The organism is Cytobacillus firmus (genome assembly GCF_023657595.1).
In the GTDB taxonomy this organism is placed as follows: domain Bacteria; phylum Bacillota; class Bacilli; order Bacillales; family Cytobacillaceae; genus Cytobacillus; species Cytobacillus firmus_B.
Map to the genome: position 1 here is coordinate 4,680,475 of NZ_CP098323.1, position 23,655 is coordinate 4,704,129.

The window sequence follows — 23,655 nt, forward strand, 5'->3', positions numbered from 1 at the left end:
CACACATCCTGATAAATAGGTCAGCTTGATGAAATACTTTCCCTGATAAAGCAATTTTCTTTTAATAGATTGCTTCTTAACTCTTCCGTATTAAGTGCTTTAGGATGGATGCCCTTATCGACAGACAGTGCTGCTGCCATGCCTGCTGCCTGGCCCATTGCATAGCATGTCGGCTGAATACGGAGGGAAGAATGAGCTTCATGTGTAGAAGAAATACATCTCCCCGCTACCAGAAGGTTATCGAAATCCTTTGGAAGCAGGCAGCGGTAAGGAATGTCATACCATTGACCCTTCGGCAGAATCACCTTCTCAGTCCCGGCCCCTGTTGGATTATGAATATCAATCATATAGGAGCAGGAAGCAATAGCATCATCAAACTTTCGGCATTCCAGTACGTCCTCAGCAGTTAAAACATATTCACCCATAATCCGGCGTGATTCACGAATGCCAATTTGCGGACCTGTCGTAACCAGGTAAGAGTTTTCAAACCCTTCCACGTTTTCTTGCATATATTCAACAATCTCTTTGACTTGCTTTCTGCCTTCGATTTCTGCTCTTGTTAAATCATCCACATCCAGGGCATCCACGTTGACGATGCGGGTCATATTAATCATGACCTCTCCTTCACGCGGCATCTTAAAAAATAATACCCTTCCCTGTGGAAGCCTTTCATCTTCAACTGCATACTCACAAGCCTTTTTCCGGTTTGTGACTCCACCCATTTTGAACATAATGCTTGCAGGCTGACACTGGCCATCAGACTCACGTCCAATCTTGAATTCCGCTCCTGCTCTGGCTGCCAGATCGCCATCCCCAGTACAATCAATGAATGTTTTTGCTTTTAACAGCTGACGTCCTGATTTGCTTTCAATGATTATCCCTGAAATCAGATTCCCCTCTGTCACCGCATCGACCACAAAAGAATGGAATTGAAGCCGGACCCCGCTTTCGAGAGCCATTTCATTCAGGACATATTTATAAACTTCAGGATCAAAGGACCAGGCATGCCCTCCTCCTCCAAATGCTCCCGCGTCCTTCAGACGATCAATCATTTCCTGAAAGATGCCTTTCACCAGCTGGGTTTTCCCTGAGGAAAAACTCATGAACGGATTTACAAGTGCAGCGGAGCCCATTCCTCCTAAAAAACCATTGCGTTCAAGTAGGATGGTATCTGCTCCCTGCCTTGCTGATGCAATGGCAGCCGCAATCCCGGCAGGGCCGCCGCCAGCTACGATTACATCTGCCTGTTTTGAAATCTCTATATTTTTTATCTGAGTATACATTTCCATCTCCAATTCCTCCTATCCCTTTACCCCTGATGATGCGATTCCTTCTACCAAATAACGCTGAAAAACAATAAAGATTAAAGCAATCGGAATCATGGATAAGGCAGATGCCGCCATTAAAAGATTCCATTTCACCTCATACTGTCCCTGGAACTGAGTTAAAGCGACTTGGAGCGTCATCATATCCGGTGAATCCAGCATAATTAATGGCCATAAAAATTCATTCCAGGCTCCAAGAAACGTTAAGATTCCCAAGGTGACCAGTGCCGGTTTGGTTAAAGGCAAAATAATCTGCCAGAAAATCCGGAATTCCGAGCATCCGTCAATTCGGGCCGCTTCCATAAGCTCAGTTGGAATAGTGCTCATAAACTGCCTCATCAGGAAAACCCCATAAGCGTTTGCCACCAGCGGCAGGATAACAGACCAATAAGAATTTAATAAACCGATTTTTGACATCATCAGAAATATCGGAATCATAATGACTTGCATGGGGATCATCATCGTTCCCAGAAATAACAGAAAGAGCAGCTTCTTTCCCATAAAGTTAAATTTCGCAAACGTATAGCCCGCCAAAGAACAGATAAATAAGGTAATGACTGTTGTTAATACTGATATAATCGAAGTGTTAATAAAATATTGAGTGAAGTCTCCCGAGTTCCATGCTGCTATAAAATTCCCCCAATTTGCATCCTTGGGCAGGAATGTAGGAGGACTTGTAAAGATTTCATTATTGGGCTTCAAAGCACTTGAAATCATCCAGACAAATGGAACAAGCATCCCAATTGAACCGAATATCAAAAATGCATATAAAGGTATTCGCTTTAACATCTCTCTGCGTCTATTGCTCATAGAAAGTCCCTCCTAGAATTCACTGTCGGATTTAAACACTCTCATTTGAACCAGCGTTAAAATAAATAGAATGATAAAGAATACATATGCTGCCGCAGATGCATACCCCATATCAAATCGCTGGAATGCCTCCTGATAAATATAATGAACAAGAACCATTGTGCTCGTGCCAGGTCCGCCGCCTGTTATGACATACGCCAGATCAAATATTTTAAATGAACCGATTAACGTAATGATGAGTACAAATAGTGTTGTAGGCTTCAGGAGCTGTACGGTAATATGCCAAAATTTCTGCCAGGAATTAGCACCATCGATTTCTGCAGCTTCATATACACTGCTCGGAATGGCTTGTAAACCGGCAAGAAATAACAACAGGTTGCTCCCCAGTCCTTTCCAGATACTTACAATAATCAAAACAATCATTGCCTGATCTGAATCAATCAGCATATTCTGCAGCGGCAAGCCAAGCTTTTCTAATACATAGTTGATAAAGCCGTAGCTTGGACTGAACATCCATTGCCAGACCAATCCGACGACAACCATGGAAAGAACTACCGGGAAGAAAAAGGCAGCCCGGTAAAATCCTAAGCCCCTTATCTTCTGATTCAAAAGCACCGCAATAAATAAAGCGATGGCCACCTTTAAAGGAACAGAAAGAGAGAAGATTAGAGTGTTCTTAATCGAAATCCAGAAAAGCGGGTCTTTGAATAGACGCACATAGTTTTCAACGCCTACAAATTCGGGCGTTCCAATCATTCCCCATTGGTGGAAGCTCATAAAGAAAGCAAATAAAACCGGGAAGAATAAAAATAGGGAGAAAATAAGAAGAACAGGTGACATAAATCCAATCGGAGTTAATTTTTGTTTCCATTTATATCGTTTTGCCGCCAGATGATTGCGTCCCTCTTTCACTTCTATTGACTTGACCAAATCCATGTAATATCACCCCTGGAATTAGAAAGGAGGGGATGCTGCCCCTCCATCCTTCATTATTTTTTTAGCACCGAATTGTTTATTTGCTTTTCCATAGATTCAGCAGCTTCTTGCGGAGACTTTTCGCCTAAGATCACCGATTGCATTTCGCTTGTCAGAATTGATTTATAGCCTAAGTATTCAGGAATTGAAAAATCTTTCACTGCAAATTCAGGAACACTATTAATCTCGTTAATAATGATTTGCATTCCTTCATCAATAGCCCCATAATCTACAGATTCCTGTGCACTCGTCCGGGTAGGAACGACCCCTTCTTTAGCTGCAAACTCAGCCATTTTCTCTTCGCTTGTTAAGTATTTCATCAGTTTGACTGCTTCTTTTGGATGCTTTGTCTCATTAAAAGAAACAATGTTCGCCCCGCCCAGCTTCGTTGCCGTTACTTCTTTTTTCGGCAAGTATGTCACACCATATTCAAACCCTTGAATATCTTTTTCAAATGAATTGATCAGTCCAGAGAAAGTGATAACCATTGGAAGCTGTCCCTGCTTGAATAGCTCATCTGATTTTTCTGACCCGATAAAGGACTCTTTGGAAGCCAGACCTTTATCAAATAATGATTTGAAAAATTCGATGGACTCAATGGAGGAATCAGAATTGATTCCAGCAGATTTTTGGTCTTCACTTAAGACAGTTCCTTTATTTTGATAAAGGAATGGAAGAAATTGTGATACATCACTTCCTGTGCTGACACCATATTTTAAGTTGTTGGCACTTTTTACTTTTTCCGCAGCTGCAGTGAATTCTTCCCAGTTCCATGTTGTTTCAATGGATTCAGGTACTTTCACGCCAGCTTTTTCAAAAAGATCTTTATTATAGAAAACAGCAATGCTGTCTGTAAAATGAGGAACTCCCACTACTTTATCTCCATTCTTTACACTTACAAGAGTAGAAGGGAGAAAATCATCCTTCTCTTCCTTAAGATCGCCGGAAACATCCAAAAGCAGATCCATATTGGCATATCGCTGAGTTGCTAGTACTGGAGTGTATAATAAGTCAGGTGTTCTGCCTCCAGCAATCATTGTTTCAATTTTTTCAAAGAATTGATCTAAAGGAACTTTTTCAACATTTACTTTAATGTCGGGATTTTCTTTTTCAAATTCCTTAATTTGTTCTACAAGAGTTGGGCTGTCATTATTAAGGATGAAACGGAGTTCAACTTTTCCGTCTTCGCCGCCCCCGTTCTCAGATCCACCGCAAGCGCTTACAAACAGGGATAAAATAAGGACGAATGCGAACAGCAAAGACATTTTACTTTTTCTTAACATCTTAATCCTCCTCAAAAAATATGAATTTATAACTTTTTACATGAACTATTTTTCATAAAGTGAAGATCTATAAAATTGGCCTTAGGCGTTTCATTTCCTTCCAGTAAAGATATCGCCATCCTTGCTGCCTCCCTGCCCAGCTCCACCTTAGGGATTCGGATAGTGGAAAGCTCCAGCCCAATAAAGTCATTAAACTGTTCATTAAGCTCCTGGTTATCATCAAATCCAATAACGGAGATATCCTCCGGAATCTGAAGGCCTGCTTCCTTAATGGCAGTCGTTGCCCCAATCGTTGCATACGTGTTGTTAATAATCACAGCTGTGGGCTTTTGCTTCAGCAATTCTTTCATGGCGTTATAGCCATCCAATTGTGTCTGGCTTTCTTCGAAAACAAGCTGAGGATTATAGACAACATGGTGCTTAAACAGAGCTTCCTGGTATCCGAGCAATTTATCATAGTCAGGTTCAATGATTCTTGATTGTCCTATGAATCCTATTTTCGTGTGCCCCAGCTCAATTAAGTGTTCAGCTGCCATCCTCGTGCCTTTCACGTAATCAGGCGATATGAAATAAGGCTGAATTCCTTCAATCTCTCTCTTTCCAATAAAGACATAAGGAAACCCTTTTTCATGTACATTCCTGATATCATGCTGATTAATCTTTACGCCCATAAATATTACACCGTCAACAAAGCTCGAATGAGTGATCCGGTCACTGTATGATTGATCTTCACGATTTGCGAAAACCAGCAGATCATACCCTAATTCGGATGCCCCCTTCTGAACTCCGTTAATAATCTCATTGTAAAAAGCAGGGTGGACGCCTTTATCGGTGTACACGACAAGCCCAAGGATGTTCGTTTTTTTCCTTGCAAGACTTCTGGCAATTAAATTGGGCTGATAATTAAGCTCTTTTATTGCCTTTAATACTTTTTGCCTGGTTTTCTCTGACACATTTCCGCTATTATTGATGACTCTGGATACGGTCATGTTAGAGACTCCGGCAGCTTTTGCGACTTCTATTAAATTTGAACTTCGAGTCACCAGCATCATCCTTCTTACTCTTTTCGAAATGTTAACGTTAACATTTTTGCGTTTAAAAAAAACACTCTTAAATGAAATATTATGTTAGCGTTAACATAATAATAGACTTTTCGAAAATGACTGTCAATATAAAATTTACTCTTTTTATTTATTACCTTTCCCACTTGGTTTAACAGAGTATTGAACCCCAATACAACAGAAAAATACCGGCCACACAGGGCCGGCATCAAATTACTACTTATTTAATAGTAAGCTTCTTAATATTCTCTGCTCCTCGAAGCTCCACTAAATCACTTTTCTCAATAATGACTTCCTTCACTTCTGCACCGCTAAAGTCCACGATGATTGGCTCTTTCTTTGGCGTTACACGGACACTCACATTCTTAAGGCCATCACCCTGCAATACAGCAGAGTTTTTCAGCCAGATGCCATTTTTAATCTCTGCTGTTTCTTCCACATTAATAAAGGAAACCTTGTTCACTACTAATTTCTTCTTTTTATCATCAGTAAGATTATATTCCTTTTCAAAATCTAGCTCTGTTACTGGAGGCAGGCTGTCAACATCTATGATACGCCCTTCCACCGCCGGTTTGATTGTGCCCAGGCTGGATAGGTGATCCGCGAAGTTTTCCCAATCGGAAAGTCCAAGATCTGTTACTCTGCCCTCCTGGTAAGCTTTTGCGAAGACTGTATATCCATCTCCGCCTTTAGCAGTGAAAGCATTCGTAGCGATTGTGTAGGTTTGATTGTCCTGGATTTCAGTGTAAGTGCCCTGTTCATTTTTATATTCAATCGAAACAATCCGCTCACCGGCAGGTTTAGTCGAATCGAATTTTACTTTTGCACCGGACACGTGCAGGAAGCCGCCATTTTCTGCAGGATATTGTCCTACGCTGATTTCAAAGGCCTCTTTTAATTCAGCTCCCGTTACCTCCATAGTGGCTAATGTATTGCCAAATGGAAGAACAGTGATTACTTCGCCAACTGTGATTGGCCCTGCATCAATCCCTGCACGAATGCCGCCTCCATTTTGGAGTGCCATGATGACATTGCTGTTATACTGCTTTGCTTTTGCCAGCATTCCGTCTGTAATCAGGTTGCCCAGGGCGGTTTCATTTTTCCGTACACTTGGTCCTGTGCTGTCTCCGCTTGTACGCGGATTCTCAAGGGCAGCCAGCGTTTCTGCTCCGATTTCCGTGTTCTTTAATTCTTCTATCTGTGAAGAGTATTTTTCAAGCAGCACTGCTGCCTCAGGGTCCTCTGCTTTATCCGCTACTTTAATAAGCTGGCCAGCATGCCCGACTACTTTTCCTGCCTCGTCAAACTGCACATCCAGCGTTCCGAGATAATTATTGTACTGGCCGGCTTGTACAATAACTGTAGGATCCTTTGCCGTTCCTGTTTCGTCAGCTACCACAACTACTGGGGCATTTAATTGCGTATGGCTGTGTCCGCCAACAATCACATCAATTCCATCTACTTGAGCCGCCAGGTTTAAGTCATTATCCACATTCGGGTTATCATCATAGCCAATATGTGTGACAGCTACTATTTTATTAATACCCATGCCCTCGAAAGCTTTTACTGCTTTTTCTGCTTCTTCAAGATAATCTTCGAATGTTACATTACCCGGACTTGAAATGCTGGCTGTTTCAGCTGTAGTCAAGCCAAAGAATCCTACTTTTTCTCCGTTAACTTCTTTGATGATGCCATTATATATTTTACCATCAGCAGGTTCGCTCGATATAAGATCACTGAACAGTCCCTGCAGGTTGGCATCTTGAGAAAAGTTCACGTTTGAACTGACGAATGGGAATTGTGCTCCTTTTACAAAGTCAGCCAGTGCTTTATGTCCTTCCGCACTTGAACCCAAATCGAACTCATGATTACCGAAAGTCATAATGTCATAGCCCATGAGATTCATAAATTCAAGATCAGCTTGTCCAAGGAATTTATTAAAATATAAAGTTCCGGAAAAAACATCTCCTGCATCAACTAGCAGGGCATCCGGCTTTGCTTCTCTTACTTCCTTTACCGCCGTCACTTTCTTTGCGGCGCTGTCCATATTTGCGTGTGAGTCATTGGTATGCATTAACGAAAGTGTGAAATCTGAAGCTGAAGTCTCATTTGCTGAAACCAGGCCTGCCGGAATGGCTGCAGAGATGGTTAATGCTGCTGATAAGGCTACTGTAGATAATACTTTAATAGGTAATTTCATAATAAATGCTCCTTTCAATTTTTAATCAAAGGGATTGAAAGCCGGAGCTGCTGCACTCCGGCTTCAATTGTTATGCCGCTCCTTCTTCCTCATAAGGAGACTCCATTACTTCCCCATCCGAATCTTTGAAAATGATATGAGATGGATCAGCCTTTTTCCCAAGTGTCCACTTCTGCACATTTTCAGCACCGCGGATTTCCACGACTTTGTCACTTTCGATCATGACTTCTTTAATTTCTGATCCTGTTAGATCCACAACTGCCCCTTTGTTGGCGGAGCTGATGACCACTTTTGTATGTTTCAGGCCTTCGCCTTTAACGGCAGCTGATTTCTTCAGCCATAGACCCTGCGAGAGGCTGGAAGTGCCATCCATCACAACTAATGCATTATGCGGTCCTACTACGAATTTCTTCGCATGGTGGTTTACCAGATTGAAAACATGATCATATTTAGGCTCTTCCGGTTTTACTGCCGGCTTTAAGCTTGTCTGAATCAGGACAGGGTCATGGTCACTTGCACGGCCGTGCTCTTCCATGAAGCCCGAGTTGATATGAAGAATATCTACTTCTGTTTTCTTTGCCAGGTTGTTGGATACTAAAATATGATCGAGCACCTGTGCATTTCCCTGGTACGTATAGGTGTATCGCTCTTCAGCCGGCACTTTTTCAATCATATTAGTCAGTTCATCGCCCTTTAGTGCCTGTAAAGGATTGGAGAACTCAAAATCGTTAAAGTCGCCAAGCAGGACGACATTGGCATCAGGGTCTTCCGCTTTTACATTCTTTACAAAACCGTTAATAACGTTAGCGATTTTCATGCGTTGGATTTCACTGCTTAAGACTGGCGGCTGCTCTTTTCCGAATAACGGAAGATCTCCGCCTTTCGAGTTAAAATGGTTAGCTACGACAATAACGCTTTCGCCCTGGAATTCGAACTGGGCTGCCAATGCTTTACGGCTATCTTCAAAAGCTTCGTTTGTTGGATCAATACGCCCTGGGTTCAGCGTTAATTGGCCGTTTTCGAAATCAACAGCATCGGTTGCTGATCCCTTTTCTCCTTGGGTTAATGTCACCCGTTCAGCATTATAAAGGAAGCCGACACGGATATTTCCTCCCGGCTGGCCGCCATCCTGTTTATCTTCCGGTGCAATGTCTGTGTATGTGTAGGCTGGCCCGCCAAGCTCTTTAATTTTTTCAATTAATAATGCTGCACTTTGATCTGCTGCTGTTGTGCCGCTATCAGTTGGTCCGTCATTGTCCTGTACTTCTGTCAGGCCAATGATATCCGGCTGCTTCATTTTATCTGTGATTGCTTCTGCTAATCTCGTAACCTTTTCCGCATCTGTTTTTGTTGAGAAGTTTTCAACATTATAAGAAGCGATCGTTAGTTGATCCTCTTCAGGGACAAGGCTTGTTTCTTCTCTTGTCGCAGAGCCTTCCACGAATTCCGGTAGGGAGTCTGCGTCACTTAACACTTTATAGTTACTGAAGCCGTAGCTGACAACACCCTGAATGCTGCCTTTAAAGCTGTCACCCATTTTGGCAACAAAATCTTCATCGTTAATATCAAGCGTGATTCTCTCTGGATTAAAATCGTTTTCTGAAATGCGCAGTCCGCCTGCCGTTGTGTTCGTATCCACATCTCCTGGCACAACTACAAGCTCGCCGTATTTCTGCGGGGCAACTACTTTAGCGTTGTCCACTTGAACCAGCATGCCTTCCAGGCTTTCGTAAAAATCGATTCCATCCTGCTCTGGATTAAATTCTGTTAATTCATCATTATCAATAGTTTCAGTCGGAAGATTTTCTTTGTTAATAACCACCGGAGCAGGAAGTTCCTGACCGGAAGCAATGATTTCGATCGATGCTGCATTGATTTCTGTCACAGGAAGGTCTGTTTTCAGCTTGTCTGAATAGCCGTCAAGCACCCACTCTTTAACCTGGCCCGAAGCGGATACCAGATCTCCAGCCGTTACACCGTGGCCCTTTTTATAAATGAGGATACCTTCAGATGTATTTTCATCATCATCCGGCTGCTGATCCTGCATGTAGAAATTGCTGTTATCCACTACCTTAGTGACAATTCCTTCAACATCTGAAACCTGCTGGTTCGCATATGGGGAATAGTGGCCTGCACCTTGAATATCATGAATGCGCAAATCTTCCAGCCCAATCATGTACTGAAATACAGACACCTTGCTGTCTGTTAAACCGTCTTTGACCGCTATCGCTTTAATCGTTGTCTCTTCATTAATAACGATGTGATCGGAATATACTGTGCTTTCAGCAGTCGGTTCTGATCCATCAACTGTATAATGAATTACAGCGCCATCAGTGGAGGTCGATAGTTCTACTTCTGTTCCAGCTTTAACAGGGCCCGCCTCAGGGGAAGCTGTGACAGCTGAAACCTGTGGTGTGCCAGTATCTTCTACAAATGTGTAAGCTGTTGGGCTTTTTAACCCCGGGACTGAAAAGTATGCTTCAAGAGAGCCTGTAATCTGGATTTTTTTCCCGAGATGATCCGGGTTGTCCTTTAAATTCAGATCTGTCCTGATGGAATTATTCGGTAATTGAACCGGCAGTATTTTACTGGGGTCTGTTTCACTTGGGGAATCGGCAATGGCCAAATTTGTATTCACAGAAAATGGGCCGGTATGGGTATATTTCGGTCCATTTGCGGTCGTTCCCACAATATATCCTTCAACCGTTGCTGTGCCGTTATTATCCGCAATCGCTTCTGCCACAGACTTCACTTCTTCTGCACTCGCCGCGGCAAAGGGACTGAATAGACTAAGAATTAATGCAAAAATACTCATAAAGCTAATGAACTTTATGCGCTGCTTTTCTATCATGCGATCCTCTCCTATATCCATATTTTAAAGCGTTTACACATACTACCACTCTAGTAAATCACTCTTCTTTTTAGCGTACAATCTGATATTTGTAAAAATTGAGTAAACTATAAAAAATAAGCAAATGTGCATATATAATCATCAGGCATTAAGACCCTAAAACGGGACTCCCACTAATCTTTTAGCACTAGTTTTCTGTTTTGCAGATATAATTTTATAATTTTGTAATCATAGTAACCTTTTACTAAAATGTATCTGGATATACGCTTGCGGAGCTTACACAGGTGGCATTCCGAATGTGACATTTTTAGAGAAATGGCCATCGCGAGGCTTTTTTTAGCTTTTTGCATGAGTGGAATTATTTTATTTGCAGTTTTCGGGATTCTATTTGCAGTTTTGGAGATCTATTTGCAAGTTTAGGGATTCTATTTGCAACTATGATGTTTGATTTGCAATTTTATTCCTTTTATTTGCAGTGTTCACAATTGGGAATAAAAAAAGAACCTCCATCAGGGAGATTCTCTCAAGTTTATGCTACTTATAAACTTTTATAGTAACCGTTTTGCTGCCCCATTGCAGGGCTTTCTGTTTATTTGGAATGAAGACGTCAATTTTGTTGCCTCTTACAGCAGAACCTTTGTCCGCGGCAATTGCTTCCCCGTAACCTGGAACATATACTTTTGAACCCAGTGGGATGACTTTCGGATCGACTGAAATAACCTTGGCGTTCGGATTTTTTTTCAGGTTGATTCCTGTATAGGTAATGCCGCTGCAGCCTTTGCAGCTGGCAGTGTAGGCAGTCGCTTTCACTTTAATTTCTTTATAAGCTTTCTTTGATGCAGCCTTTACAGCTGTCTTTTTAGGTGCTGCAGCTTTCGCTGAAGCTCCGGTAACTTTAAGCACTTGCTTTGGTTTAATTGTATCTGAAGATAATTTATTCCATGATTTGATTTGCTTTACGGTAACGTTATGTTTTTTAGAGATGGCCCAAAGCGTATCTCCCTTTTTTACTGTATACGTATTTCCTGCGGCTGAAGTGACATTGGAAAATCCAAACGATAGAAAAACAGCTGTGATTAAATAGATTACTAATTTCTTCATGATATCTCCTTTATGTCCCTTGATAGGAACATATTAACACCATTAGATAACAGAAAGATGTCAGTAAAACTCTTTTTTTGTTACAAATTAAGACGTTTTTAATATATTTGTAATAAAAATTACCAGATTTGCATTTGAAATTCATTATGCGTATTAATATTCTTTTGGATTTGCAGCTTAATGTGCCAGGAAAATAGTAAATTTAAAACTCTGTACCATTTTCTAACTATTTGAACTATTGTTTATATCTCTTTATAATAGACAGCAACTTCCTTTTACATGGTAATACTGCAGTTGTATAAAGGAAAAAACGAATGGAGGGATTTAAGAATATTGAGAGCAGAGACATCGCAAGAAACAGGATTAGAAACTAATAAGAAAAGAAAATGGGAGATGCCGGATACTTATGTTATCCTCTTCGCTGTTTTATTAATGGCAGTAGCAGCTACTTATTTTGTGCCGGCCGGAGCTTTTGAAAGAGAAACCGTCGATGAGGTAGAACGAGTTGTACCAGGTACATATTCAGAAGCGGAAGGGAATCCGACTGGTTTTATGGATATATTCCTGGCACTTCAGGAAGGAATGGTCCAGTCTGGCGGCTTGATTTTTCTTGTTCTTTTTGCAGGCGGAGCCTTTGAGGTAGTTGAACGGTCAGGTGCTATCAAAGGAGGTATTCTACGTGCTGTTACCAAAACACAGGGAAAAGAATTCTGGCTTATCGCTGTTGTTTCTATCTTATTTGCATTAGGAGGGGCCGTCGGGGCTGTGGCCAATTCGGTTATCCCTTTTGTCGCAATCGGACTGATCATCACCCGGGCCCTCAAGCTTGATGCTCTTGTAGCAGTTTCCATTACGTTCGGGGCCACTTTTGCCGGCTTTAATGTCGGGTTCCTGAATCCCTATACGGTTGGCATCGCTCAATCGATTGCCGATGTCCCCTTATTCTCCGGAATGGCCTTAAGGCTTATCGCATTTGTTGTAATCGTAGGTGTAACCATCCTCTACACCTGGCGCTATGCCAGGAAGGTCCTTGCTGATCCATCTAAAAGCCTGGTCGGAGTATCCAATGCAACATCCTCTTTAGATGACAATCTTGAAGCACCTTTCACAGGGCGGCATAAACTGATTCTCAGCTTTGTCGGATTGTCACTGCTATTTTTCATTTTTGCCACCATTCAATTCCAATGGACAATTAATCATATGGCTGCCTTTTTTATAATCATTGGTCTCATTTCGGGTATTATTGCAGGCATGAATTATAATCAAGTGGCTTTAACCTTTTTGGAAGGCTGCCAAAAGCTTGTATACGGAGCATTAATTATTGGTGTTGCCAGAGCCATTCTGATTGTCATGGAAAACGCAAGTATTCTCGATACATTTGTCCATGCACTTTCCGTTCCACTGGAAGGGCTATCCCCTATCCTGGCGACAATCGGGATGTTTGTTTCCAATGCCATTCTAAATTTCCTTGTCCCATCGGGAAGCGGGCAAGCGATGATATCGATGCCTATCCTCGCTCCTCTGGCAGATATGATTGGGATTACCCGCCAGGTTGCGGTGCAGGCCTACCAGTTTGGTGATGGATTCACCAACAGTATCTTCCCGACATCAGGTCCGCTCATGGCCAGCCTTGCCGTAGCCGGTGTACCTTGGATCAAATGGGCCAAGTGGATGATGCCGCTCTTCCTGATTTGGTGTGTGATTGCTGTTGTCATGCTTAGTGCCGGGGTTCTGATTAATTGGGGGCCTGTTTAATAAGAAGATTTAAGGCACCTTTACATGGGGTAAAGGTGCCTTATATTTAATAGGCAAATTTATGATTGCCAATCTGTTTTATCACTGGACGAGTGAAAATCCATTGATCTGTCGCCGTATAAGGGTTGTAATAGTATGTAGCACCATTTGTGGGGTCCCAGCCATCAAAAGCATCTTTTACTGCCTGGTAAGCTGTAGCATCCGGCTGCAGCCAGTACTGTCCGTCATTCACAGCTGTAATGGCATTCTTTTGGAAAATGACATTGGAGAGTGTATCCGGAAATTCATTTGACTCCATACGATTGAGAATGACAGCGGCAACTGCCACCTGGCCTTCATAGCTCTCTCCGCGCGCTTCCCCATAAACGACATGAGCCAGCATGTCCACATTCCGAAGCATTTCTGCTGTGTTAACTCCTACGATGCCATCAGCCGCTAAACCGAAATCATATTGAAAGTTTCTAACCGCGTTCTCTGTTACCATTCCATAATACCCTGTATGGTCTGTATTAAAATAACCAAGCTTTTGCAATGCTGATTGAATATATGTAACTTCCGGGCCTGCAGAGCCATTCTTTAAAACAGCAGCATCTGCTTTCGGCTGACTGAAGCTCAGCACAAATACCATTGCGGCAACGGCCGTAATCCACTTTATGTAATTCATTTGGACACTCCTCTTTATGTTTTTTAGAACTCAACTGCCCTCCTTTTGATAAGGGTAATAAGAGTACCTTTGCTTGTTTCCCTATATGATCCATTAGAAAACTCGGTCAAATGGTTTAATTTTCCGGATAGGTCAAAGGGATAGAAAAAGCCGCTCTCTATAAAGAACGGCTCCCCATTTATAATTTAAACTTCTCCACCGACTGTTCCAGCTGTTTAGAAAGACTGCTCAGCTGAAGAGTCAGTTCTGAAATCTTTTCTACCGCATTCTCCTGCTGGTCTGTTGAGGCTGCGACCTCCCGGGAAATTTGCGCTGTGTCTTTAGATAGACCCGCAAATTCATCAATGGATGCAGAGATCTCTTCTGATCCGGCTGATAACTCTTCTGTTACAGCAGAAACCTCCTGAATTTCCCCGGTAACTCCTTCAACCGCATGCAGAATCTGATTGAATTTCTCGCCGGCGCTATTAACCAGAACTGTGCCTTCTTCCACTTTGCCGGAGCTCGCATGCATATTTCCGACTGCCTGTTCAATAGACGATCTAAAGTGATTTAGCTTTTCGGCAATTTGTGCAGCTGATGCTTTTGAACCTTCAGCCAGCTTTTTAACCTCCTGGGATACAACCGCGAAGCCTTTGCCATGTTCTCCTGCCCGTGCAGCTTCAATGGCTGCATTTAATGCAAGCAGATTGGTTTGCTCCGCTATGCCGGATATCAGGTTCACGATATCCTCAATTTCAATAGCCTGCGTACCCAGCTCTTCTATAAATAGAGATGAATCATTTACGGTCTTTTTAATCTCATTGATCTGCCGGATGATGGACTGAATTTCATCAAATCCTTCTTTTACCTGATGTGTAACTGTATTGGATTGTTCGCTCACATCTGTGGAAGCCTCCGCAATGCGCTGAATGCCTATAGCCATTTCTTCTATTGCTTTTGCAGATTCCTCGCTTCTGATCAGCTGTGTATCAGTAGCCCCTGCCACTTCCTGAATCCCTCTGACAATCAGGCTGCTGGCCTGGCTGATTTCTTCCATCTTGTTTTCTATTTTCCCTGAGGAAACCAGGAGTGCTTCTGAGGATGATTTTATGTCTTCAACCATCTCCTTCGTAGATTGTGTCATTTTTTTGAAAGACTCTGTCACATGTCTAATTTCGTCATTTCCTTTTACTTTAATCGAACTTGCCTTCTCTTCTGCTCCGCGAAGATCGCCATCAGCCATTAATTGAGCGGCTGAACTGATGCTTTGCAGCGGGTGCAGTCTTTTTTTGACGAACCAGGCCAGAATGGTAACCACAACAAGGATTAACAGTATATTTATCACCAGGTTCATCGGCAGCACTTCCAGGAGTACTTGATCTGAAATGCTGTTAACATTCTCTGCATTAATATCGACACCCAATATCCCGATTACTTTTCCATCTGATTTAATGGGTACGAATGCTGAAAGATAGTCTCCATATTCCGGATCATGAACGATCGGTGAACTTGATCCTTTTCCATCCAGGACAGGAGAAATATCTTCATATGTTGTAGCCGTTGTCGGTGTTTTAATGTCTGCAGCAATATCGGAGTCCTTCGGCAGGCCATCAACCATTATAAAGAGTTCTTTCTTGTCGGAATCAGCCATTAACGTATATACGTAAAACGCGCCTGTCTTCTCGCGAAAATCATTCAGCTGCTCCCGAAGGTCCCAATAGGTTTCCGACTGATTGGGATTCTTTAAAAAATCATCATATTTTTCGGTATCCATCTTTGAAGCTATATTATCTGCAATGCTTAAACTAAAATTTTCAATAGAGGACTCTACTGAATTTTTCGTGCTCAAGTAGAGCATAGCAATATTGCCGAGTAATACAATTGCCATTCCAAGAGCCATGACCAATGCAATTCTAGCGCTGAGTTTTTTCATATATTTCACTCCATTAGTAAATATTTCATATATGAATTATAACTTTTAACCTAGTTAAATAGCACTAGAAAAATCAGGAAAAACAAAAAATACTGAAACCATTCCGGCTCCAGCATCTCTCTTAATCTATCATCATCTTCAAAAAACTCTTGCCTTCCTCAGTGGCAGGCAGTCCAAAAAACTCGCTGAATGTCGCCCCAACGTCCGCCATCGAATTGCGCTTTCCGATGTTAACCGGTTTTATCCGCTTACCGGCAGCGAGGATCGGAACGTATTCTCTCGTGTGGTTGGAGTGTCCGATGGTCGGGTCGTTGCCATGGTCAGCCATGATAATTATTAGATCTTCCTCTGCCATCTTGGGCAGGAATTCTCTGAGCCACTGGTCGGTTGTATTGAGCAGACTCGCATACCATTCTGTATCTTCCGCATGGCCTGCCAAATCTGTCTCTTGTACATTTACCAGAAACGCGGCATCCTCTTTTTCTTTTAAATAGGAATTCTCTAAAGCTTGCAGAACCTTTTCAGTATCAACGATAGGGTCTGCCGGCCCCTCGCCATGCAGGACATCTGCCGTTTTGCCAATCCGATGGACTTTGAGCCCATGCCGGGCAGCGATCATCGGAAATTGTCCGTCTATGTTTACGCCGTAGCCCATGTGATAGACTTCATAGCCTTTTCCGTACACCTTGGCCTTCGGGGCATCCACTCCCCACTGGCCTGGATTTTTTTCATGTACAACTGACAGGATATGTCCAATGGTTGTATAGGGTCCTCCAAAAGCAATGACCCGGCTGGTATCTACATTCTGGCGGACAATTTTCCCGACTTCCTTTAACTCCTGGAAAGGCATTTTATTAAAATCAGCAGTTAGATTGATGATATTTCCCAGTGAGGACTCAAGATTATCCCCGATGACACAGGCACCATTTACTAATAGAACCGGCCGGTCATTCCATGGGTATTCAACCTGATAGCCTGCTTTAGTTAATGCCTTGGCCAGATCTGGATGAATATCTTTCATCAGTCTTTTATTCGAGCGCTTCGGGCAGCTCCCGGCAATTTCCTGGTGCCCGAGGTACGTGTCTGCCCCGTGATGTGCCAATGCCGAGAAGCCGTAAGCATTGGCAGGGGCTTTCTTCCCATCCACAAGCGCTCCCAGCCCAAGCTTATATAGAGTCGGTATTTCTAAAAAATCAGCCGATTCCCGAATATGCTTATAGGTATTGGCCCTGCAGTCAGAAGGGCTGAACTCTCCGCAATCCTCCATTGCACCGATGCCAAAGCTGTCAATCACCAGCAGAATTGCTTTTGCCATCCTTACCACTTCCTCTCAAAGTGAACCAATTCCGGCTTTCCGCTTTGAATTCCTTTAACCAGGGCAATATGGGCCCTTGTGACGAACACCTGGGTGCGGAAAGAGAAAACAGCTGTATCGCCTTCAGAAACCTGAAAGCCGTTCGGTTTCTCAATCGCACCATAGTAATCAATTGCTTCAGGAGCCGGTTCGATTGCTTTTACATACTGGTTAAGTATGTCTTTTTCATTATTACCGACAAGACACCCGGTTAAATGGGAACGGCCGTAATAGCCCCCGCCGATGACGTAATACTGCTCCTGGTCCTGGTGGGACACTTCGGTTACATATACAATGGCAGGTTTCTCGTGGAGATCCCGGTACGCGTGCAGCGGGGTCGTTCCGGTAAGGGCATGTCCCGGTTCTCCATGTGTTACACCCTGTTCTGCCAGGAACGGTATGGTTTCACAGCTGGTCGCACTTGGACCGTTTACCTGTTTTACAGTAATGCCCTTTTTCTCCAGAATGCCTTTTGCTTTTAAAAGGGTTGTAAAGTTAGGAGTCGGTTCCATGCTTTTCTTATCTTCAGATAGCTGAAAGTTCGGAAAGGTTGTGACGCCTGCTACGTTAATCCCGGGAAGCCCGGCCAGTTCGGGAAGCTCTTCATCCAGCTTTTCCAATCGAAATCCGCCCTGCTGTCCGGGATAAATCATATCGCCTTCTGCATATACCCTGAGAAGTACATCCTGCACCCTTCCTGATTGAACAGCCGCATCAGACAGCTGTCTGGCACGCGCTAGGGAAAATAGGGTAATGACCTCAGGATTCCATGACAGCACTTCCGGCCACTGATTTTTCCCCGGCTGGACCAGGTGGCCGACGTTCCCCATTTTTACGCCGCCTTCTGCCAGTGTTTTGGCTTCATCGAATTCAACAGCAACCGCCTTTTCAATGCCGTGCTCTGCAATAAACTTTCCTATAAATGGAAGCCTTCCAAGCTGCTTGCTCATGAAATAAAGCGTAAAGTCATGATTTTTTGCCGTTTCTGCCAGAGCTGCCACATTCTCTCCGAGTATATCGAGGTCAATCACGTACGTATTCGGGGGTATCTGCCCACTTTGATGCAGGGTGACACCTGATTGAATCAGCTTAGGATTTCTGCGCTTTGTTACATCTAAAAACATGGAAGTTTCCCCCTTTATTTACGGGTATCAACGATGCTGCACTTCTTTTGCAATAGGAATCACTTTTTCGAGAATGCCGATAATCGTGTCTGCTCCTGATTTCATCGGATTGATGCGCAGGCCATATTCCTTCAGCTCGGGCTGTGCTTCCAAAAAGCTGCCGGAAACGCGGTAAATCATCGGTATGATTTCATATTTTGATTCCGCCCCAACCGGATGGGTGGCCGCTCCATGCTCGTCACTGATGCTGATCACGCTTTGGGCAATCGGATTTTCCAGCTCTACAATGACGTTTTTGGATTGGGCATTCGTCATGTAAGCGGCACGAATTCCGTTCACAGCGCCTTCATTCAGACGGCGGCAAAGTTCTTCCACCTGCTCATTCTGAATAGCCAGCGAGACAGGCGCGAAGGTCATCATTCTTAATAGCTCCATGGCTTCGTAGCCCTGTACCTGGCCGCCTCCCGAGTAGTTATTGTGATGCACCCGTTCGATGGCGTCTTTTTTGCCGGCTATGACGGCAATTCCTTCCGGCCCGAGAAGCTTAAATCCCGAAAAGGTTGAGTAATCCGCTCCTAATTCCACGCCAATTCCCTTTGTCTTCAATGCACAATAATTGTCATCCACGACAATTGGAAGATCCGGGCGTTCTTCCTTCACAGCTTTGATGACTTCGGCCAATTGGTAATGATCTGCAGGCTGCTGGCGGGCATGCTGAATATAGAAAACTTTAGGACTTTGATTAGTTCTGATGGCTGTTCTGACTTCCTCAAGATGGTTGTAATCTGCCTGGACTGTTTTGATGCCTAAGATTCTTAACGTTTCCTTTGTCGTCGTATAAACAGGGGCCGTGTGAATGAACATTTCATCTCCAGGAGACAGAAGCATGCTTAGAATATTGCGGATCGCGCCTGTTCCGGCTCCCCTGACAAGGGCACAGTCTTCTGTTTCAAAGAAATCAGCCAGAACTCTTTCAACAAGATACGTTTGTTCCGGACGCTTATATATGGGGGAAACTCCAAGGTCTCCCATCGAAAGAAATTGCCTGCCCTTGAAATGGCGGCTCATACTGTCAACCAGTTTGAATTGTTTTTCCTGTGCTTCCTGTATGGATAAGCTTGGCAAAACTGAATTTGCGTACTTTAATTGGGCTCGGTTGTATGTGGACACTATGATCGCTCCCTTATTGAAAAAGCTCTGGATGGATTAACGGTCAAAAATTGATGAAGGATGCTTTCCGGCACTCCGGATTTCTTCAATTTTGGAATAAACGTCTCAAGCACAAGACCGTAGCCCGGGCCTCCGTTCTTCTTCCAATGGGATTTGCGGGTTAAGTCAGCTGACAGAAGAATTTGCTTCTCATATCCGCGGTTTATAAAATCAATAAGAAAGTCAGCTCTATCTTCATCGGGACGGTAATTATTTTTTCCAATCGTATCAAACGCGATATAGGCTCCTGTTTCCAAAACAGCGAGAACTTCGTCTTTATTCGGGTTGAGGTCCTGATGGCCGATGATGATCTGATCAGCCGGCAGGCCATGCTTCGTCAGCAGCTGCACCTGCTCAAGCCCGAGTGTTCCGAGCGTTGTATGAGTGGTCACCGGAAGGCCGGTTTCGGTACCGGCCATGGCGGCACCAATTAACAGCTCACGTTCGATCGGCTTCATTTCATTTTTGCTTGTGCCCACTTCCCCGATGACACCCGGAAGTATGCCCGTATCAGCAATCCCTTCCTTGGCTTCTTTTATAAAATGCTGTGCAAACTGCTCCGCTTTCCAGCCGTCTGCAAAATCCGGGATATAAGGATCTTTATAAAAGCCTGTGCATGTAATAAGGTGAACCCCGGTTGCCTCGCTCAGCCTTTTTAGCACAAGAGCATCCCGGCCCATGCCGTCATTTGTCACTTCCACCATTGACCTTCCGCCGAGACGATAGAAATCCTCCAGTTCCTCACGCATGCCCTGTTCATCATCCAGAATCGTATCCGGATCTTTTTTCACTCGCGAAAGATCAATGGAGAGATGCTCGTGAGCCGAGCAAATCCCCAATTCTTCCGGAGCAATTTTTCCAAGTACGGTTTGTATCATGGCTGTCCGCTCCGTTCTCTTTAATGTTTTTTACTGAGGTATGTTCATGATTCCAATTGCAACCAGGATATTGGCTATGATTCCGACTGCAATGGCACCCACAGGGCCAACCGCAATGCGGACAATCGGGCGTCCTGCCGCTTCATTAAGCAAGTAGAAGCCTGCAATAAAGAAGAATCCAAACCCTGGTGCAATCGCATTGGCAGCGTTCGCTCCACCGATTAATAGTGCTACTTCCAGAAGCTTGGTCATCGCACTGCGGATATTTTCCCCGGAATTACGGACACCGGGATATTTATCAAGGAATCTTGCAATTGAGCTTAATAGCATAACTTCAATGAAAATAATAATGACACCGCCGATTAAGGCTACCCAAACATTCGGGGAGAAAAATCCGACGACGAAAATGAGTGTGAATCCGACCGGGCTGTATACACCTGTTGCGATCGCTGTACTGGCGACAAGCGGAATAAAGCCGAGCGCACGGGCAGCCGCAGCAATTCCGGCATCTGTTGCTTTGCCCTCTGCTAATAGATTTAGAGAGATCGGGTCTCCTGCCATAATCCATAGATTCGTAGCAGCTGCAATAAGACCGCCAATAATCATAAAGAACACAACATTTTTTCTGATTTTAGCCACTTTATCACTGAATACAGCGGCAAGGTCGATGGATGAGCCTTCTTCAGCTTTTTCCTTCATGGCAAAAACAAGCAGGAAGATCATTCCTGTAATAAGGGCCATTCCTTCCTGGTTCAGTGTTACTGTCGTGCCTGAAATCGTCAGAACTCCGCTTTCATTCAGCCAGACAGCAAGCTGTCTGATCAATGCGGATACGATAAACGTAATAACCCCTTTTTTTACGCTGAATTGCATGGCCACCGCAAGTGCCGGGAATGCCATAAATGTAACGACGACCGGTGTTCCGACCGCTCCCATAGCTTCAAGGAAATTAAGCGGAAGATAATCGAACAGCTTCACAAAGCCTTCGAGCCCGATTAAAAGCCCTGCTCCATAAGCACCGCCAATTACTGCCGCAAGCGGGGTTCCCCATTTATTTTTCGGCGTCAGCAAACCGATAATATCTGTTCCCAGCAGGATACTGTGAACGAGGATGATACTCGCCGAGAGTGTAAAAGGTATTCCAAATCCGATTACAAGTCCGAAACTCATTGCAAAGGCAGTAAAGGCCAGGTCCCTTCTCGTCATTCGCCCTTCCACATGTTCGGAGACAATTGGACGGAGCCCATCATTAAAAACGGCAATATTCATATTGGCCAAAACAGCAGCAACGGCACCGATCAGGATAATTAATGTCATTTCCATTTCTTTTTCCCCCTCAATTAAAATGGATTAGCTTTTATTCTTTAAAGCTTTGATAATCATAGGCACTGCGGCTTCTTTGTGGTCAGCTGTAAAACCGAATGCTTTCTTCCCTTCGCTGACAGCGGTTACAATTTTCTCCTCAACAGGCTTTTTCCCCGGCATGGAAACTGTCTCGCAGTTTGGCTTGCCGAGAAGGGCGATCGCCATGGCTAAAGCACCGCCGCCGCCTGTATGGCAGGCTCCTACATAATAATCTGCCTGTCCCGTCTTAACAGCCATCGCTGCTTCCAGATCGGACTTGACCATCGTCGTTATGCTGCTATCAATCTCTTTTATTAAGCTCTCAATCTCTTTTTTATCCACCTGTCCGCCAACTACAATTTTCATCTTAATTTCCTCCTTTGTTGATTTGCAGTACATTTGTGTAATGTATAAGCAGAAAATCGATTTCCTCTTGGGGGAGCTGATTCTTCCATTGCTGCTGTACAAAATCGATTTCCTTCATTGCTGTGGATGCTTCCGGTGACTGTTTGACTTCATCCAGCAGGGCAGGATGCGGAGCCTCCACCTGTTCGCCATTTTCAATTCTCGTCAGAGCTGTCGGCAAATGGGTGAAAAGCATTTCCGCCCCTTCTATAGCATCCTTTTTCAAGTGTGACTGCAGGTGCATAAAAGCCAATGTCGTTATATCAGCGGCTATTGTGCTGACAACTGATGAGCTTAATAGGATATCCATTCTTTCTTGCAGTTGGTTTAGATCCATAATTTTAATCCCTCCAAAATACAGTATTTAGTATATTAATAGTGCTAAGAAACTAGAACTTCAGTTTCTTAATAGTGCGGATATTTTTTCCCTTCCTCTACCAGCATTTGGATCTCTTCCACTTTATTGAACTGGAGGAGCTCGATTTGTTCCCTGATATTTGTTCTTTCACTTTCAATGACAATGGCTGCTCTGGTTGCTTTTACGGCCAGTTCCTTTGCTCTTTTCGATTTAAAATCAGAGGAAGCAAACGTTTTTAGTGCTCTCGCTTCATCTGCGTTCCAGACAGCTGCATCAATACTGCCGTTTTTCAGCATATTGAAAAGCTGCATATAGTCCACCTTTATCAATTCAACCTTGTGTTCTTCACATTCAAGGAGGGTGATATTGGCCTGGTCAGCAGATGAATAGTCAATTCCAATTTTCATGCCATCTGTAATCTCGCTGTTTTTGCTATCTGAAAAAAAGACTTTATGGGACGTGACATAAGTCTCCGGTCCAAGAGTATGGAGTATTTCCAGGCCATCAAACTCCTGTACGGCCTCTTCTGCCGCCAGCTGGGACATGATAGCAAAATCGTAGCGCCGGGTTTTTAATGATTCAACCCGCCTTCGGGCTCCTCTCATATAAGCGAGGCCAGACTTCTTGTTAATCTCTTCAAACCCTTCGACAATGCCAGTCGCCAATCCCTCATACTTGCGGGAATAAGGCAGCGGCATTACGCCCATAACCGGCCCGATGCCAGCAATCTCATACAGCAGGTTGATGTCCCTTTTTTTCAGAAACGTTCCCAGATGCCCTCTGGATTCAAGCGAGATGGCATGCAGATCCTCCAGCACCCTTAACGCCCCCTGCACAGTCCCGCGGCCCAGGGATAGCTTGTCTGTAAAATCACTTACCCGGGGGATTCTCTCTCCCTCTGAAAACTGAATAAGCTCCTTTGCAATAAACTTGGCAGCCAGCCCATTCTTTGAATATAAACTTTCCCAAATACGGCTCATATTGTAATACCTCTTTACTTTGATCAATATACGGAAAACTGTATATTATGAGTGTAGCGTTTT

Annotated in this window: 19 protein-coding genes; 1 reads left to right on the forward strand and 18 read right to left on the reverse strand. The window is 43.7% G+C overall.

All coding sequences use genetic code 11. The annotated features are described in order from the left end of the window. Positions 1 to 20: 20 nt before the first annotated feature. The 8 genes from NAF01_RS23415 to NAF01_RS23450 all read right to left on the reverse strand — a co-directional run bounded on the left by NAF01_RS23415 (position 21) and on the right by NAF01_RS23450 (position 11,606). Complete coding sequence (locus NAF01_RS23415) at positions 21 to 1,289, reverse strand: FAD-dependent oxidoreductase (RefSeq protein ID WP_250801328.1); 1,269 nt, start codon at positions 1,287 to 1,289, stop codon at positions 21 to 23. A 12-nt stretch (positions 1,290 to 1,301) separates the two neighbouring features. Then, positions 1,302 to 2,135, reverse strand: a complete 834-nt coding sequence (locus NAF01_RS23420) for a carbohydrate ABC transporter permease (protein WP_197217753.1) — start codon at positions 2,133 to 2,135, stop codon at positions 1,302 to 1,304. Between the two features lie 12 nt (positions 2,136 to 2,147). After that, positions 2,148 to 3,071 carry a carbohydrate ABC transporter permease gene (locus tag NAF01_RS23425; protein ID WP_197217751.1) on the reverse strand — a complete coding sequence of 308 codons (924 nt, stop codon included), beginning with the start codon at positions 3,069 to 3,071 and terminating at the stop codon, positions 2,148 to 2,150. A gap of 53 nt (positions 3,072 to 3,124) precedes the next feature. After that, positions 3,125 to 4,393: an ABC transporter substrate-binding protein gene (locus NAF01_RS23430; protein WP_250801329.1), complete on the reverse strand. Its 1,269-nt coding sequence runs from the start codon at positions 4,391 to 4,393 to the stop codon at positions 3,125 to 3,127. 26 nt (positions 4,394 to 4,419) lie between these two features. Then, complete coding sequence (locus NAF01_RS23435) at positions 4,420 to 5,445, reverse strand: LacI family DNA-binding transcriptional regulator (protein ID WP_197246564.1); 1,026 nt, start codon at positions 5,443 to 5,445, stop codon at positions 4,420 to 4,422. A gap of 229 nt (positions 5,446 to 5,674) precedes the next feature. Beyond that, positions 5,675 to 7,654, reverse strand: a complete 1,980-nt coding sequence (locus NAF01_RS23440) for a bifunctional metallophosphatase/5'-nucleotidase (RefSeq protein WP_250801330.1) — start codon at positions 7,652 to 7,654, stop codon at positions 5,675 to 5,677. Positions 7,655 to 7,724: 70 nt separating this feature from the next. Continuing rightward, positions 7,725 to 10,505 carry a DUF6359 domain-containing protein gene (locus NAF01_RS23445; RefSeq protein ID WP_250801331.1) on the reverse strand — a complete coding sequence of 927 codons (2,781 nt, stop codon included), beginning with the start codon at positions 10,503 to 10,505 and terminating at the stop codon, positions 7,725 to 7,727. A 534-nt stretch (positions 10,506 to 11,039) separates the two neighbouring features. After that, complete coding sequence (locus tag NAF01_RS23450) at positions 11,040 to 11,606, reverse strand: LysM peptidoglycan-binding domain-containing protein (protein WP_197246561.1); 567 nt, start codon at positions 11,604 to 11,606, stop codon at positions 11,040 to 11,042. A gap of 333 nt (positions 11,607 to 11,939) precedes the next feature. Here NAF01_RS23450 and NAF01_RS23455 point away from each other — a divergent pair, with 333 nt between their 5' ends. Continuing rightward, a complete protein-coding gene (locus NAF01_RS23455; RefSeq protein ID WP_250801332.1) occupies positions 11,940 to 13,361 on the forward strand; it encodes a YfcC family protein in 1,422 nt (473 codons plus the stop codon). 46 nt (positions 13,362 to 13,407) lie between these two features. On the opposite strand, the gene NAF01_RS23460 is transcribed toward NAF01_RS23455, so the two are convergent. From NAF01_RS23460 to yhfZ, 10 genes are all read right to left on the reverse strand, one after another. Then, on the reverse strand, positions 13,408 to 14,025 hold the full coding sequence (locus tag NAF01_RS23460) for a cell wall hydrolase (protein WP_197217733.1): 618 nt from the start codon (positions 14,023 to 14,025) through the stop codon (positions 13,408 to 13,410). A gap of 178 nt (positions 14,026 to 14,203) precedes the next feature. Next, positions 14,204 to 15,940: a methyl-accepting chemotaxis protein gene (locus NAF01_RS23465; protein WP_250801333.1), complete on the reverse strand. Its 1,737-nt coding sequence runs from the start codon at positions 15,938 to 15,940 to the stop codon at positions 14,204 to 14,206. Positions 15,941 to 16,061: 121 nt separating this feature from the next. After that, positions 16,062 to 17,255 carry a phosphopentomutase gene (locus NAF01_RS23470; RefSeq protein ID WP_250801334.1) on the reverse strand — a complete coding sequence of 398 codons (1,194 nt, stop codon included), beginning with the start codon at positions 17,253 to 17,255 and terminating at the stop codon, positions 16,062 to 16,064. Between the two features lie 2 nt (positions 17,256 to 17,257). Next, positions 17,258 to 18,418, reverse strand: a complete 1,161-nt coding sequence (locus tag NAF01_RS23475; protein WP_250801335.1) for a YhfX family PLP-dependent enzyme — start codon at positions 18,416 to 18,418, stop codon at positions 17,258 to 17,260. A 27-nt stretch (positions 18,419 to 18,445) separates the two neighbouring features. Continuing rightward, positions 18,446 to 19,588, reverse strand: coding sequence for an aminotransferase class V-fold PLP-dependent enzyme (locus NAF01_RS23480; protein ID WP_250801336.1), 1,143 nt, complete (start codon positions 19,586 to 19,588; stop codon positions 18,446 to 18,448). Further along, entirely contained in the window at positions 19,588 to 20,505 is a 918-nt protein-coding gene (locus tag NAF01_RS23485; protein WP_048007996.1) for a phosphotriesterase family protein, read from the reverse strand. Before NAF01_RS23485 ends, NAF01_RS23480 begins: the two co-directional genes overlap by 1 nt. A gap of 30 nt (positions 20,506 to 20,535) precedes the next feature. After that, positions 20,536 to 21,828, reverse strand: a complete 1,293-nt coding sequence (locus NAF01_RS23490) for a YhfT family protein (RefSeq protein ID WP_048007995.1) — start codon at positions 21,826 to 21,828, stop codon at positions 20,536 to 20,538. 27 nt (positions 21,829 to 21,855) lie between these two features. Next, positions 21,856 to 22,215, reverse strand: a complete 360-nt coding sequence (locus tag NAF01_RS23495; protein ID WP_061792828.1) for a DUF2620 domain-containing protein — start codon at positions 22,213 to 22,215, stop codon at positions 21,856 to 21,858. A gap of 1 nt (position 22,216) precedes the next feature. Beyond that, entirely contained in the window at positions 22,217 to 22,591 is a 375-nt protein-coding gene (locus NAF01_RS23500; RefSeq protein ID WP_197217709.1) for a PRD domain-containing protein, read from the reverse strand. A gap of 68 nt (positions 22,592 to 22,659) precedes the next feature. Continuing rightward, entirely contained in the window at positions 22,660 to 23,592 is a 933-nt protein-coding gene (yhfZ, locus tag NAF01_RS23505) for a GntR family transcriptional regulator YhfZ (protein WP_250801337.1), read from the reverse strand. Positions 23,593 to 23,655 lie beyond the last annotated feature (63 nt).

What these genes read in the sequence shown, in the direction of transcription:
- NAF01_RS23415 (WP_250801328.1), bottom strand. Translation starts at nt 1,289, where the DNA reads ATGGAAATGTATACTCAGATAAAAAATATAGAGATTTCAAAACAGGCA.
- NAF01_RS23420 (WP_197217753.1), bottom strand. Translation starts at nt 2,135, where the DNA reads ATGAGCAATAGACGCAGAGAGATGTTAAAGCGAATACCTTTATATGCA.
- NAF01_RS23425 (WP_197217751.1), bottom strand. Translation starts at nt 3,071, where the DNA reads ATGGATTTGGTCAAGTCAATAGAAGTGAAAGAGGGACGCAATCATCTG.
- NAF01_RS23430 (WP_250801329.1), bottom strand. Translation starts at nt 4,393, where the DNA reads ATGTTAAGAAAAAGTAAAATGTCTTTGCTGTTCGCATTCGTCCTTATT.
- NAF01_RS23435 (WP_197246564.1), bottom strand. Translation starts at nt 5,445, where the DNA reads ATGATGCTGGTGACTCGAAGTTCAAATTTAATAGAAGTCGCAAAAGCT.
- NAF01_RS23440 (WP_250801330.1), bottom strand. Translation starts at nt 7,654, where the DNA reads ATGAAATTACCTATTAAAGTATTATCTACAGTAGCCTTATCAGCAGCA.
- NAF01_RS23445 (WP_250801331.1), bottom strand. Translation starts at nt 10,505, where the DNA reads ATGATAGAAAAGCAGCGCATAAAGTTCATTAGCTTTATGAGTATTTTT.
- NAF01_RS23450 (WP_197246561.1), bottom strand. Translation starts at nt 11,606, where the DNA reads ATGAAGAAATTAGTAATCTATTTAATCACAGCTGTTTTTCTATCGTTT.
- NAF01_RS23460 (WP_197217733.1), bottom strand. Translation starts at nt 14,025, where the DNA reads ATGAATTACATAAAGTGGATTACGGCCGTTGCCGCAATGGTATTTGTG.
- NAF01_RS23465 (WP_250801333.1), bottom strand. Translation starts at nt 15,940, where the DNA reads ATGAAAAAACTCAGCGCTAGAATTGCATTGGTCATGGCTCTTGGAATG.
- NAF01_RS23470 (WP_250801334.1), bottom strand. Translation starts at nt 17,255, where the DNA reads ATGGCAAAAGCAATTCTGCTGGTGATTGACAGCTTTGGCATCGGTGCA.
- NAF01_RS23475 (WP_250801335.1), bottom strand. Translation starts at nt 18,418, where the DNA reads ATGTTTTTAGATGTAACAAAGCGCAGAAATCCTAAGCTGATTCAATCA.
- NAF01_RS23485 (WP_048007996.1), bottom strand. Translation starts at nt 20,505, where the DNA reads ATGATACAAACCGTACTTGGAAAAATTGCTCCGGAAGAATTGGGGATT.
- NAF01_RS23490 (WP_048007995.1), bottom strand. Translation starts at nt 21,828, where the DNA reads ATGGAAATGACATTAATTATCCTGATCGGTGCCGTTGCTGCTGTTTTG.
- NAF01_RS23495 (WP_061792828.1), bottom strand. Translation starts at nt 22,215, where the DNA reads ATGAAAATTGTAGTTGGCGGACAGGTGGATAAAAAAGAGATTGAGAGC.
- NAF01_RS23500 (WP_197217709.1), bottom strand. Translation starts at nt 22,591, where the DNA reads ATGGATCTAAACCAACTGCAAGAAAGAATGGATATCCTATTAAGCTCA.
- yhfZ (WP_250801337.1), bottom strand. Translation starts at nt 23,592, where the DNA reads ATGAGCCGTATTTGGGAAAGTTTATATTCAAAGAATGGGCTGGCTGCC.